We start from the raw sequence: 12903 nt of genomic DNA, 5'->3' as shown, positions 1-12903 counted from the left end.
AGATGGTTTGCGATTTAACCCCAGGCGGGTCACTAATCCGCTCCCTAGGCGTGATTAGCATCCGAACACCGTGTTGAGATAGGGATCGCTCTGCTACAAAACACCCAACAGCGTCATTGCCAGATGCCGTGATAGCATTTAGCCTGACCATTGGCTATAGGTCGGCTGCCAATCTACCCTAACCGCGTTGGCTTCCGCTGGGATAAAACTGCACAAGAAGAGAACGAACCTCAGAATTCCACCACGCTATTACGTACAAAGGGAGTTGTCATGGCTAATACTTATAACATCTACAAAGTCAAATTCGCCAAAATTGACCAACTGAAAGAGAAGCTAAAATCAGTAGGACTAGTGGAGCAAAAAACGCTAAAAAAGGACGGGTACCTAAAAACCTTTTATTTTTCTGAAAAAGTAGAAGGTAACGAAGTTTGGTGGTGGAAGGCATACCGCGACTTCTTCAATGAAGGCATTGAAGAGCCAAAAAATCTTTTCAACTTTGCCGTATTGGTTTGCCAAAATATCGCTGAACCGGAAAAAATATTTGCTGTGAGCTTGGGCAAATCACATTTTTATCTTTCGAAATTTATACAGCTAGATTTTGGTATTGACCTCGCCCTGCACATGGCTGATGAGAGTTCAATACTTCTCAAAAAAAGCCGATACTTCATTGGTACAAAAAGGCAAGACGTATCTTCTTACCAACAGTTTCAGGTAAATAACTACGAAGCTGGCGAGTCCGTGGATCATATAAAGCTTAAAGCGGCAAACAAAACTATTTGGGGTAACCGTAACATCATTTTTGCCGACTCCATCCAGATGGATATGGACAAGCAGCCCATGGATCTACCTGAAATATTCAAAATTATTGAAGCCAGCTTCAAGGAGGATAAGATAATTTACCTCCCCAAACTCGAGTCAGTCAATATAGATATATCAAATGATTTGGACACTCAGGCTCTTACTCACTTGCGAAACGGCGAAGGGAGCGTGGGAGTTGATCAGTTTCACGTAAGCGGCGTGTCGATATGTTTTAGCTTTCATGATTATGACTATGTCATAAAATCAAAGAACAGTGAAGGAAAGCTCCTTAGCAAGCAGCTAGGCAACACGATGGATACTGAAGCAGTTTCGCAGTTTCTCATTGAAAATAAAGACATTGAAGATATAAACAACGTGACGGTGCAATTCAAAAACGAGGATGTAGGACGTTTTACGAAAAGCCTCAAAGAGCTGCTGGATATGCCTATAGCGTGGGGCGATCAGCAATATTTTTTGAAAAATGGCGAATGGTTCTTTTTTAATCAGGTGTTCATGGATTACCTGAAACGATCCCTTAATTCTATTGAAATTATTCTCGAAGAGCAATTGATTGAAACAGAGTTTGCTGCTTGGCAAGTAAACAAACGAGCCCATCGACAGGCCGGAGATGACAAGGTTGATTACCGCGAAGCTTATTTTAACCAAAAAATATGTAGTGAGCGTGGATATACGCTTTTAGACAGAGAACTCACCGCTATTCGCTCACTAGAGAAAAAAAGAAGAGACTATCAAATTGAAGTGGCCGACATTTACAACAAGGGAGAGATAATATCAGTAAAAATATCAAAGAAGAAGCAGGAGCTAATTTACAACATTGAACAATCGAAAGACTCTATAACACTTATTAAAAATAACAGAATAAAATTTAGCAGAAAACTTACTTCGGCGGCGCTCTGGTTCGTATTCGAAGAAGATATAAAAACCATCACCGATGTAAACTCTATCCAGTTTCTTCTAGCAATCGAAGCTTGGAAAAAACTAGTGGTCGGATACGCGCTAAAACCAAAAATCTACATATCTCGCCATATAAAATAAAAGATGGGCTCACGTTCTATGATAGCGATCTCATCAAACATGTGAAATGGGTTTGACATAAGTTTTATGGTGTTATGATACCAATCGGTTGGGAGTCCACCGCCGCTCCCGTCCTCACAACCCTTCTGTTAAAAAGATGTCCTAGCGGTTAACCGGTTAACTGGTGAAATCTGTGTCGAACAGATCAATCGAGCGATAACCCGATGCCAGTAGATTATGAAACCATCCAAAAAATACAGAAGCTTGGCGACGACGTCCTGATCGGCGTGTCTGAAGTTGCTGCGTTGACGGGATTCAGCGTGCTTACGGTCCGTCAGCGTAAGTTGCCAGGGCTTGAGCCTGTGCCAGGCCTATCAAGGCTGCGATGGAGGCTAGGTGACTTAAGAGCGTGGATGCGCACCGGCAATGCCGAACCCCCTCCTCGCCCCTCCATGACAAACGCCTCATCAAAACCAAAACACACAGGGAGGCCAACCAAGAAAGCGCAGGTGGAGGCGCGACAATGATCGTCCCTTACGTCATCCCCGTACGTTTGCACCAGGAGCAGTGAGCATGGGCAGACAACGAACCATCAGGGATCAGAATTTTTGGCGCTCCCCGCGCCTGCTGAATTGCACCACTGAAGACAAAGTTGCGTTGCTGCACCTTCTAACAGCTCCTGACAGCAACATCACAGGCGTGTACCCACTTGTGCCACGCATCGCAGGAGCGGAGATTGGCTGGACGGCAGATCAATGGCTACAGGTCATTCATCGACTACAAGATGAGGGCCTAGCTAGATACGACCATGTCAGATACGTCGTTTGGGTACGTATCTGGTGGGATCACCACACCGCTACTCAGGTGACGGGGCCAAAGCTGAGAGCCAGAGCGCTTGAAGAAATTCGCCACATTCCGAGCGAGTGGATTGACGATTTCCTACGCGACTTTAAAGAAAGACTGACTGTGGATCAGCAGCGATGGATTAATGAGGCACTCCGTCCGCCCTCAGACCCGGGTTTGGAAGAGATATCGATACCCCACGGATGCGGTATCGATACCGTATCTGAACAGGTTCGGCATAACACTAAACCTCAACCTAAACCATTAACTGAAACGCAAACGTCGTATCTTGCTTCCAACAAGCTGGATATGTCCGGAATTCCTGCAGAGCATCAGACTGATGTTCACAGGGCAATTGTCAAGGCTATGACCAGCGGAAAACTTCGATTTGGACCTCAGCTCGTAGTCAATGCGATGGCAGAGAGTTACCGATCTGCATCGGGTAAACCGCAGAACGCTATGGCCTTAACCTTGTATCTAGCTGAAAATTTGAGTGGATCTGTTACACGGTGAAAAGCAGGTGGCAGGGCATGACAGAAGTCGGCCCCCTTCGAGAGAAAGGATGCTATGGCAGGAAGAAATCGTAGAGCTATTGAGCGGATAATCGTCCAAGCCCGGATATGGGGGTGGGATATGTCGTGGTCCTTTAGCATGGCCACCGCTACCGATACCAAGCCAATCGGTGACTATTACTTCGAGCATGCTGCGCTTAGGCTCTACGGTTCCGTCCGACATCCCGAAGCATTCAAATATCCAACAATAGAGTGCTACCTATACGCTGACCCGCTACTTTTACAGGGCAAGTTAACACCTCTCTGCATCGGCTCAATGCAGGCGTCTGACAAGAAGTTGGTCGTGTATGTAGCTATTCACAACGACCGCTTCAACAACTTAGTGAACGCTGCAAGCCGCCTCGTTGCCTTGGAGATCAATGCAGAGCCGTTGAGGTACCGCAAAGCAAGGATCATGGGCATCCACCTCAGCACAGAGCTAGAGCCTGATTGGTAACGGCATTACCTTTAATCGCGACGGCTTTGCCAAATGTAAGTTATGGCGCGATCAAAACCCTCTTTCTTCGTCAAAGTAATCGCTATCCAGTTTCGGAAGCTTGAGAAGCCTGGAAGTTACGCCCACCTCGTGGTCCATCATCAGGTTAACTAGACGGATCCCGTCCACGAGCACCATGCCCTCCACAGAGCTGGCAAAGTCTATAGCTTGCTTGGTGAATCCGGAGGTGGTGATAAATACCCCTCGTTTGGCCTTTTGACCAGCAAGAGCACCATAGAATGCTTGCAACTCAGGCCGACCGACAGTGCCTTGCCAGCGCTTGGCCTGGACATACACTTTTTCCAGACCGAGCTTATCGAGGGAAATTACTCCATCAATTCCGCCATCTCCGCTACCTCCCACACGCTGCAAATCTGTTCGGCTAGCTCCGTAGCCGAGGCTGTGCAATACGTCGAGCACAATAACTTCAAAACGGTTTGGACTGACTTGAAGTAGGCTATCGAGTAGGTCTCTTGCGGTTGCATCACGTAGCTCGCGCAAAGCCTGATCCAACCGATCGTCAGGGCTAACTGTTGCTGATACTGGCGTGTCTTCGCCTTGCTCTACCCCGTCAAGCGGGACGGCATCGGTAGGGCTCCTCAGCCTCACGTCCATAAAACCTATGGCAAGTTTTTCCACCTGATCGGCTGTTAGCGGTGACGGGTGCTGGACGGAATAATCCGTCCCAGCTTCGGTAAGCTTCCAGTAGCCTCGCTTCGCGCTGGAAGATAAACCGGCACGTTTGAGGCGGTCGTGAGCCCATCCGGCGCGGTTTTTATAAGTCGCCTGCCCACTCGCGATTAACTCTTGAAGTTGTGACTCGGATAAATCTAAAGCCCTGGCCGAAGCCTCATGGGTGTCGCGTGCTGTGGCGCCGTCGGGATTAGCTGCCAAGTGGCGCAAGATCGGCTCAATGAATTTGTCGTATGTCGGAACGGACATCAGGATTCCCTTCACAAGTGGCAGCGCATAAAAATAGATACGGACTTTGTGTCAAAAAAAGCGCTCCGGATCAAACGCGAAATTGCCGCGCATGTCAGTGTCACCGAGCATCGCGAAGCAGACATGCTGACGAGCGCTGGTGGCCAAGCTGGCCTGCGGCTAATCAGCTGTATCTAATCCCAGGGAGCGCGCGAGCTCTCTGACTTCATCGTATCTTCGAATAGATAAGACTGCTTTTTTCTCTCGCTCTAAATCCTTGAGTGCGAGGTTTTCATAAAAGCGCGTGACCATTTCCTCTCTGCGTATTTCAGTCGCTGAAACAAGGCGCTTACGCTCGTTCAAAAGCTCGCGCGCACTGATTTGAGCAACCTCGCAGAGATGGGCTTTCGATATCAAGTCGCAGCACGTCCACGTGCTAATCCACTTCTGTTCCCGCGCCCAGAAAACCAATCGTTGAAACGCCAACCATGTCATCCGGGCATGCCCGCTGACGTACCGTCGTAACGTCCTAGCCTCGACAGCAAGCTCTAATTTCGATATGGCCTCTTCAAGCTGAATTTTCGGCAACCGAGATTTCCGCAAAATCCCAATGAACAAATAGCTCACTAAATTTAAGGGTACTCGCACCGCAAAATTTTTCCGCCCGCTTGAAAAATGAGTATGGAGCTCCCGAGCCACAAGCTCGAATGCTTCATACTCCTCAATACCCGAAGTTTCTGATTCTGTTTTGTGCATGCAGCCATTCTTCAGCTAACAACAGCATCTGTCAAAACGTGTCCTAGATCGCGGGATGTTTCCCAGCTACCAATCGATGCAGTCCACAGCAGCCGAGCTACAGTCACGATGAGCATCGATTACGAAAGCATTCAAAATTCAGAAACTCGCACATGACGTACTGAACATGATCAGCAGGAGGTCTCAACGATGATCCAACCATCAGATGCTCATAGACTGGAAATCGCCCAGGACGTCTTGGGCTGCTTGATAGCGCTCCGCTCCGAGTCAATATTCTACGAGCGAAAGAAAGCCGAACCGAATGCTGAAATCATCAGCTTGTGGAAAGCCGAGCGAAACAGCTTCTTCGATCTGACCCGCAGTTTGAGCTGTAACGATCGGGATAGGGATACCATTGAAAATGTCATCGCGACCTATGGCCCCTATGCCAGAGCGCTGTTTAATTCAGGAAAGTAGTCTGAGCAGATAGCCTTGCGCTCTGGCTACGCAAAGTGCGTATCAGTTCACACGTTCCACTTTGACTCACATGCGTTCAGCCAACCTAGATGCTGCACTCAGTCTGAATCCAGCAGCGTGGAGCGTCTAGGTTTTGACTCGAGAATGAGCTCAGGTATCGGCTTGAGCTCTCCCGCATAAACCATGAGGGTTCCGCACCTGGTAAACGGCTTACCACCGTTCATCGCGCCTACAGATTTTCGTCGCAGTGCAAGCGACCACATTTTTTTCAGCCAGGTTTCACTCATAGTGTTTACTCCAGTTGTGGATGACGTGCCCAGATTTGCCTACCGCATGCCTCCCTCAGCATCACCAGATCTACCTTTCTCTCTGCTGCCAAATGCTTTTCTCTTCTTATCCGAGCGGTGCACGCACGGTCACCAACGGCAAACGTGCGCACTTCAAAATACTGACACCATCACAGGCAACGCCCTGCTTCGTACAGCGTCGTGTTGCCGTGTTTTCTGAAAATTACCGCGCTCACTTCGCAAAATATTTTGATGATCATTTTTGTTAGGCCGATGGCGTCTGGTTCTTGTGTATATCGAGTCATTGGACGATTCCCTCTGCACCCTCCCCAACGATGCTTTTATTCATCAATGGCTAAGAAATCCAGGACCAACGTACAGACAACTTTTAGTCACCAACATCGTCCACAAAGGCTGCAACCATTTGGAGGATAAGGACTAGGACAGGGTAGGGTTTGTACTCCCGCCATGAATGGCATACGTACAACCGGCAACGCGGCAGTCGTTTCACTTCTTTGCTTTGCCTACCGTCCCTGCTCAGGGCGAGCCCCGAGACCCCACTACGCCGATTGGCCGAGAAGTTTTGGTGGACTCCGCTCCCGCCGGAGGTTCATAACTCGGTAGAGATGCCCCACAGCGCAAGAACCTCATGCTCCGCCAGACCTTCCCCCCGCTGAGCCAATCCGAGGGGCGAAATGAGCGCCTCATGCTCGACGATTTGCTGTTCAAGCAACCGCCCTAAAAGCAGCAGCTCTCCCTGTGCTTCAAGTGCGCGAAGCTGTTCGGGAGAATTAAACGCCCAGCGGTCAAGAATCTGCCAGCCGCATGCATGATACGAAGTGGATCGGCGGACAGACTCGATGGTCGTAGCCGCCAGGACGCCAGACGCGATTCTCAATGGCATGTGCTCAATGAGCATGTGCAGATTCCCTTCTTTGTAGGCAATGGATCATTCGTGTGTTCTGCGCAATGGAAGATCGTCTGAAGTCACCTTTGCACCTCAGCTCTCGAATGTGAGCAAGCGAAAACCCGAGAGCGGATAGGACGGCAACATTGTCAGAAGCCAGCGCGTGATTGGCCAAACGCATGGTGGCGTTAGCTAGCTTCAGTCGAGCGATATCTACCTGCCAAACACTGCCTGCGGTTACGTCGGTCATCGGGCTACTCCGAATGGGTGAGTGAAGGCTCCATCAACCTGTTAAGTGCTGAAGATTGCATGCAGCCGCGCCTCCGTATTGGTCACGTCCGCCGTTTTAAGCGCTAGGCTGAACGTCGGAATAGCCAAATCGCTGGTCAACAGCTCCAATCGATGATTGCTTTTGCCGACTGGAAGAATGCGCCAGGACCTGATCTCATCCAAACGGAATAGATGTCCGTCCTGACCTACGGGGTAGGCCAGCAACCTTTTCGATTGCAGGTCGACGCCAACGTAGGCGTCATTGATCTTCGCGAACACCTCGACCTGAGGACGGAACCCTTGAGCCTGATAGCCGGCTACCATTCTTCTCAGCTTTTCGGCATAGCTCTGGTTGACACAGGAGAACAGCCATCCGCCCCCGACGAAGTAGAGAACCAAGACCCAGAACAGCCAACGAATTGCAGGGTCTTCGCTACTGGCTAAACCCAGAAAGAATGGCAGGTTGAAGCCAGAAAAAACCACCACAACTAGCAATAGTGCACCGACCGGCAAACACCCGACGGCCCATGCCACGCGAAACAACTCCCAGACAAGTCTCATGCAGCCTCCTAAACCAAACCAATACAGACAAAATAACTGAAAATCAGATATCCCAAAAGCAGATATAGCGTGTTCAGTCGAACCTTGCCCGGACACGGCTATGACAAAGGCTATCTATCGACGCGAGCACGTGATCTTTCTGCAGGTGCTGAAGCGTATGCGCGTTGAATCAGGGATGACCCAGGCGCAGTGCTCTGCAGCGCTGGGGAGACCGCAATCGTTCATGAGCGATGTGGAAAGAGGGGTGAGGCGGCTGGATCTGGTTCAGCTTCGTGATTTGTGTAAGGTTTTGGATAGTGACCTTGTCGGCTTCACCAAATCTTTCGAAGCCGCGCTCAACCATGAAAAAGGGCAGGTCTAAACGTAATGTCACTCCCGAGGCCGCTCTGCTCAGGCAGCTAGCTGCGCCAATTTGTGATGCATTGCACTGAAAGCTGTCGAGTCCGTTAGATCGAGGCCTCTGTCGCAGTCGGAGCAGTAGTGTGAGGGAACAGCTGGACACCTTCCTCAACCGCTGAAAAACGCGGGCGGTGGCGAACACGCCTAACTACCAGTTGTTCCTCACAGAACTCTGCAACCTGCTTGACCTGCCACGCCCGGAGCCAGCCGGCGATGACACAATCGAGCGCCGGGTAGTCATCAATCAGCCTGACGACTGCAGCAACAGCTTCATCGACGTCAAAAAAAGCGCGGCAGCTTCGTGCTGGAGGCCAAGCAAACCGGCAAGTCCGGTAGGGCAAGGTCATGCTCAAGGCCCACAATCAGGCTGACCAGCACGCCCTCGCCCTATCTGCTGACTAGGGCCGGCCTCGGTTTATTGTGGAGGTAGACGTAGGACGCAACATCGAGCTGTATGAGTCGCCCCTATCCCGTTGACACCGTCAAGCCTCATAATCAGGCCAACTAGGGGAGCGCCATGAGCAACCAGCGTAACCGAAAAATTCAAGATCTAAGCGGCCAAGCAAGTGACCGAAGAGCGCGACACCCTAAAACAGGCCGCCGCGTACTTTGCCAAGGAATCCGGCTTAAGTACGCCTTCGACAGTAAGCAGCCGGTGGAATACCCACTGGTTACTGCACCTGGCTGGCCAAGCCGGAAGGCCAACAATCTCATCAGCAGCATGACTCCGAGGCGGTAAGCCGGGGCGTTCAAAAAGCCCTGAGCAAACTTGCAATCGAAAACTCAAATTGCCCTGAATAGGACTCACAGTGAATAAGCAACAACTCGCGGCGAAAATCTGGGAATCCGCCAACCAGATGCGTTCGAAAATTGAAGCCAATGAATACAAGGACTACATCCTCGGCTTTATTTTCTACAAATATCTTTCGGATAAGCTTGAACGCTTTGCCATTAGCCAGGACTTCAGTAAAGATGATATCCATAACCTTTCTGAGGAAGATCAGCAAACGGTCGAATTTTTCAAGCGCAGTCTTGGCTATTTCATTGCACACGAGCATTTGTTCTCCACCTGGCTGGAATTAGGTGGCGATTTTCAGGTATCGAACGTGCGCGATGCACTATCCGCCTTCAGCCGCCTAATCCATGCTGATCACAAGCGGCTTTTCGACGGCATTTTCAAAACACTAGAAACTGGCCTGAGCAAACTGGGCGACACGGCGGCGAAGCAAACCAAAGCCATCAGCGAGCTGATTCAGCTGATCAAGGACATCCCGATGGATGGCCGCCAGAGTTACGACGTACTCGGCTTCATCTATGAATACCTGATCAGCATGTTTGCCGCCAACGCAGGCAAGAAAGCAGGCGAGTTTTACACCCCGCATGAAGTGTCGGTGTTGATATCCGAGATTATTGCCGACCATGTGAAGGGCAAGGACAAAATCGACATTTACGACTCGACCAGTGGCTCCGGCTCCTTGCTGCTCAATATTGGCAAGTCGATTGCCAAACACATGGGCAACAAGGCCAATATCAAATACTTCGCCCAAGAGCTGAAAGAAAACACCTACAACCTCACCCGCATGAACCTCATCATGCGCGGCATACTCCCGTCTAACATCGTTACCCGCAATGGCGACACGTTGGAAGACGACTGGCCGTTTTTTGACGACAACGACCCGATCAACTCCTACAATCCGCTGTATCTGGATGCCGTGGTTTCCAATCCACCCTACTCGCAAAAATGGGACCCGCAGCACAAAGACAGCGACCCCCGCTACGCCCGCTTTGGCTTGGCCCCAAAATCCAAAGCCGATTACGCCTTTTTGCTGCACGACCTCTATCACCTTAAGCCCGACGGCATCATGGCGATTGTTCTGCCGCACGGCGTGCTCTTTCGCGGTGGCGAAGAAGGCGCCATACGCAAAAATCTGATCGAAAACGACCACCTCGACACCATCATTGGCCTACCTGCCAACATCTTTTTTGGCACCAGCATCCCCACCAGCATCCTTGTGCTCAAGCAAAAGCGCACCAAGAGCGATGTGCTGATCGTGGATGCCTCCAAAGGCTTCGCAAAAGAAGGCAAAAACAACAAGCTACGTGCCTGCGACATCAAGAAAATCTGCGATACCGTGATCGGCCGACTTACAGTGCCGGGCTATAGCCACGTGGTCAGCAAGCAGGAAATCCGCAACAACGACTACAACCTCAATGTCCCGCGCTATGTCGATTCCTCAAATCCCACCGAAAGCTGGGATCTATATGCAGCCATGTTGGGCGGTATTCCAAACCGCGAACTTGATGTACTCGCCAGCTACTGGCAGGCACTGCCCAACCTGCGTGCTGCGCTGTTTGTCGATGATGGCACGCCCTACGCCAAGCCCAAAGTAGGCGATCTGGCCCAAGCCATCCGCACTCATGCCGAGGTGCAACGATTTTCCGAGCGCTTTATCAGCGCCTTTGCCGATTTTCCTGCCCATCTTAAACAGCGCCTGATCGACCAAATTGACACCCTGTTGGTGCCCCAGCAGAAAGCGCAAATTGGCGAAGAGATTTTCAAACGCCTGGCTCCACTACCGCTGATAGACAAATACCAAGCCTACCAACTGCTGGCCGAGCAATGGCAGCAGATTGCCGTGGATCTGGAAATCATCCAGACCGAAGGCTATGCCGCCACCCGCGTGGTGGACCCCAACTTTGTCATCAAGAAAAAAGACGGCAAAGAAGTGGAAGTTCAAGACGGCTGGAAAGGCCGGATCATGCCCTTCGAGCTGGTGCAAGCCTCCTACCTCACCACACAACTGACCGACCTGCGCCAACAGGAAAACCGTCTGGCCGAAATTGGCAGTGCGATTGACGAAATTCTCGATAGCCTCAGCGAAGAAGAAAAAAACGGCGAAGCCGTAAACGAATCTGGGGACAAATTCGTGCCCGCCGTCGTTGCCAGAGAAGCCAAGGAGCTCAAGGCCGAGCAAAAGCAAAACGGCGCTTTCGCCGCCGATAGCTACGAAGCCAAAATCATCCAGGCGGCTGATTTGCAAGCGCAAGAAAAAGCGCTCAAGGCCAGAGCCAAAAAACAAGCCGAAGCATTGCACCTGCTGAGCAAAACCACCATCGAAGGCTTGAGCGATGCACAAGTGCACCACCTGCTGGAATGCAAATGGATTACCCCACTGCAAGAAGCGCTGCTGCGTCTGCCCGCCCAGCAGATGGATGCCCTAAGCAACAAGCTGCAAGCCTTGGTAGAAAAGTACCGCATCACCTATGCCGACAACGCGCATGCCATTCGGCAAAGCGAGCGCGAGCTGGCGGGCATGCTGGATGAGCTGGGGGGCAACGTATTTGACCTCAAAGGCTTGGCCGAACTGAAAACCTTGTTGGTGGGAAATGACCATGAGCCAGTCTGAAGACAGCATGGTGCCGCAGATTCGGTTTCGCGGATTTCAAAAGCAATGGACAAAGGTCAAGCTAGGCGATGTTGCCAATCTAATAAATGGGCGCGCATTCAGCCAAGATGAGCTGCTTAAAAGTGGCTTTTACAAAGTGCTTCGTGTTGGTAATTTTTATACCAACTCTTTTTGGTATTTTTCTGATATGCAATTGGCTGAAAAATATTATGCAAATAACGGAGATCTTCTTTATACATGGTCGGCAAGCTTTGGCCCGCACATTTGGGAAGGCGGAAAGGTAATTTTTCATTACCATATTTGGAAAATTGATCTTTCCGAAAAGCTTGTTAAGGAGTTTGCTCTCCAGCTTCTAGAGAAAGACAAAGAGAAGATCCTTAATAATAGTAATGGATCTACGATGATTCATATTACAAAGGGAGGGATGGAGGTCAAGGAATTTTCAATACCATCACCAGAAGAACAAACCCAAATCGGCTCGTATTTCCAAGAACTGGATCAACTGATTCAGCAGCATCTGCACAAGCACGACAAACTGGTGACGCTGAAGCAGGCGATGCTGCAAAAAATGTTCCCGCAACCCGGCGCCACTACGCCAGAAATCCGCTTTAAGGAGTTCGAGGGGGAGTGGGTGGAGAAGAAACTGGGGGAACTAATGCCAATCACCTCCGCCGCTCGGGTTCATAAACACGAATGGACACGTTCGGGTGTTCCTTTCTTCCGAACGAGCGATGTCGTTTCGCTTTACAAAGGAGAAGAAAATGCGAAGGCCTTCATCTCTTTAGACTTATACGAAAAACTATCCGACAAAATCGGACGGATCAAATGTGGAGATATTTTGATCACCGGTGGTGGTTCGATTGGAATCCCATTTTTAGCAAAGTCTGATGATCCACTTTATTTTAAAGACGCAGACTTACTTTGGCTTAAGGTACCCGAAAGTATCGACAGTATCTATTTGTATACTTTTTTCTCCTCCACCCGTTTTAGGGAATACTTGGGGAGCATTTCACATATCGGCACCATTGGGCACTACACTATCGAGCAAGCGAAAAAAACCCCTATCGCAATTCCGCTTCAAGCTGAGCAAAAAAAAATCGGCATCTACTTCCGCCAGCTTGATGAGCTGATTTCCCGCCACGCCACCCAGCTGGAAAAACTCAAGCAGGTCAAAGGGGCCTGCCTTGAGAAAATGTTTATTTAAGTGCCGGCTAGC

At 50.1% G+C, this 12903-nt stretch carries 12 protein-coding genes; 7 read left to right on the top strand and 5 right to left on the bottom strand.

Going from position 1 to position 12903, the window contains the following annotated elements; genetic code table 11:
* The first annotated feature begins 270 nt into the window (after positions 1-270).
* The 3 genes from U5A08_RS00995 (at position 271) to U5A08_RS00985 (ending at position 3684) form a co-directional block, all read left to right on the top strand.
* Complete coding sequence (locus U5A08_RS00995; protein WP_321849880.1) at positions 271-1854, top strand: DUF6119 family protein; 1584 nt, start codon at positions 271-273, stop codon at positions 1852-1854.
* Positions 1855-2406: 552 nt separating this feature from the next.
* Positions 2407-3189 carry a hypothetical protein gene (locus tag U5A08_RS00990; protein WP_321849879.1) on the top strand — a complete coding sequence of 261 codons (783 nt, stop codon included), beginning with the start codon at positions 2407-2409 and terminating at the stop codon, positions 3187-3189.
* A 138-nt stretch (positions 3190-3327) separates the two neighbouring features.
* Positions 3328-3684, top strand: a complete 357-nt coding sequence (locus U5A08_RS00985; protein ID WP_321849877.1) for a hypothetical protein — start codon at positions 3328-3330, stop codon at positions 3682-3684.
* A gap of 51 nt (positions 3685-3735) precedes the next feature.
* On the opposite strand, the gene U5A08_RS00980 is transcribed toward U5A08_RS00985, so the two are convergent.
* Both U5A08_RS00980 and U5A08_RS00975 read right to left on the bottom strand, forming a co-directional pair.
* Entirely contained in the window at positions 3736-4665 is a 930-nt protein-coding gene (locus U5A08_RS00980; RefSeq protein WP_321849875.1) for a restriction endonuclease, read from the bottom strand.
* 159 nt (positions 4666-4824) lie between these two features.
* A complete protein-coding gene (locus tag U5A08_RS00975) occupies positions 4825-5400 on the bottom strand; it encodes a hypothetical protein (protein WP_321849874.1) in 576 nt (191 codons plus the stop codon).
* Positions 5401-5589: 189 nt separating this feature from the next.
* Here U5A08_RS00975 and U5A08_RS00970 point away from each other — a divergent pair, with 189 nt between their 5' ends.
* Positions 5590-5856, top strand: a complete 267-nt coding sequence (locus U5A08_RS00970) for a hypothetical protein (protein ID WP_321849873.1) — start codon at positions 5590-5592, stop codon at positions 5854-5856.
* Between the two features lie 98 nt (positions 5857-5954).
* Here U5A08_RS00970 and U5A08_RS00965 read toward each other — a convergent pair whose 3' ends face one another.
* The 3 genes from U5A08_RS00965 to U5A08_RS00955 all read right to left on the bottom strand — a co-directional run bounded on the left by U5A08_RS00965 (position 5955) and on the right by U5A08_RS00955 (position 7881).
* On the bottom strand, positions 5955-6143 hold the full coding sequence (locus tag U5A08_RS00965) for a hypothetical protein (protein WP_321849872.1): 189 nt from the start codon (positions 6141-6143) through the stop codon (positions 5955-5957).
* Between the two features lie 610 nt (positions 6144-6753).
* Positions 6754-7062, bottom strand: a complete 309-nt coding sequence (locus U5A08_RS00960) for a hypothetical protein (RefSeq protein ID WP_321849871.1) — start codon at positions 7060-7062, stop codon at positions 6754-6756.
* Positions 7063-7341: 279 nt separating this feature from the next.
* Positions 7342-7881, bottom strand: a complete 540-nt coding sequence (locus tag U5A08_RS00955) for a hypothetical protein (protein ID WP_321849869.1) — start codon at positions 7879-7881, stop codon at positions 7342-7344.
* Positions 7882-7981: 100 nt separating this feature from the next.
* Between U5A08_RS00955 and U5A08_RS00950 the strand changes: the two genes are divergently transcribed.
* The 3 genes from U5A08_RS00950 (at position 7982) to U5A08_RS00940 (ending at position 12891) form a co-directional block, all read left to right on the top strand.
* Positions 7982-8242, top strand: a complete 261-nt coding sequence (locus tag U5A08_RS00950; RefSeq protein ID WP_321849868.1) for a helix-turn-helix domain-containing protein — start codon at positions 7982-7984, stop codon at positions 8240-8242.
* 847 nt (positions 8243-9089) lie between these two features.
* The gene (locus U5A08_RS00945; RefSeq protein ID WP_321849867.1) at positions 9090-11687 is read left to right on the top strand and encodes a type I restriction-modification system subunit M; all 2598 of its coding nucleotides are present in this window, start codon (positions 9090-9092) and stop codon (positions 11685-11687) included.
* Positions 11674-12891 carry a restriction endonuclease subunit S gene (locus U5A08_RS00940; protein ID WP_321849865.1) on the top strand — a complete coding sequence of 406 codons (1218 nt, stop codon included), beginning with the start codon at positions 11674-11676 and terminating at the stop codon, positions 12889-12891. The genes U5A08_RS00945 and U5A08_RS00940 overlap by 14 nt, the downstream gene beginning before the upstream one ends.
* The last annotated feature ends 12 nt before the right edge of the window (positions 12892-12903 follow it).

The organism is Pseudomonas paraveronii, from assembly GCF_963681955.1.
Taxonomy (GTDB): Bacteria; Pseudomonadota; Gammaproteobacteria; order Pseudomonadales; family Pseudomonadaceae; genus Aquipseudomonas; species Aquipseudomonas paraveronii.
This window is presented reverse-complemented; position numbering and strand designations above follow the sequence as displayed.

Bases quoted from the DNA above. Each gene is read 5' to 3' on its own strand.
- U5A08_RS00985 (WP_321849877.1), top strand. From the start codon at position 3,328: ATGGCCACCGCTACCGATACCAAGCCAATCGGTGACTATTACTTCGAG.
- U5A08_RS00990 (WP_321849879.1), top strand. From the start codon at position 2,407: ATGGGCAGACAACGAACCATCAGGGATCAGAATTTTTGGCGCTCCCCG.
- U5A08_RS00940 (WP_321849865.1), top strand. From the start codon at position 11,674: ATGAGCCAGTCTGAAGACAGCATGGTGCCGCAGATTCGGTTTCGCGGA.
- U5A08_RS00950 (WP_321849868.1), top strand. From the start codon at position 7,982: ATGACAAAGGCTATCTATCGACGCGAGCACGTGATCTTTCTGCAGGTG.
- U5A08_RS00980 (WP_321849875.1), bottom strand. From the start codon at position 4,665: ATGTCCGTTCCGACATACGACAAATTCATTGAGCCGATCTTGCGCCAC.
- U5A08_RS00975 (WP_321849874.1), bottom strand. From the start codon at position 5,400: ATGCACAAAACAGAATCAGAAACTTCGGGTATTGAGGAGTATGAAGCA.
- U5A08_RS00965 (WP_321849872.1), bottom strand. From the start codon at position 6,143: ATGAGTGAAACCTGGCTGAAAAAAATGTGGTCGCTTGCACTGCGACGA.
- U5A08_RS00960 (WP_321849871.1), bottom strand. From the start codon at position 7,062: ATGCTCATTGAGCACATGCCATTGAGAATCGCGTCTGGCGTCCTGGCG.
- U5A08_RS00970 (WP_321849873.1), top strand. From the start codon at position 5,590: ATGATCCAACCATCAGATGCTCATAGACTGGAAATCGCCCAGGACGTC.
- U5A08_RS00955 (WP_321849869.1), bottom strand. From the start codon at position 7,881: ATGAGACTTGTCTGGGAGTTGTTTCGCGTGGCATGGGCCGTCGGGTGT.
- U5A08_RS00995 (WP_321849880.1), top strand. From the start codon at position 271: ATGGCTAATACTTATAACATCTACAAAGTCAAATTCGCCAAAATTGAC.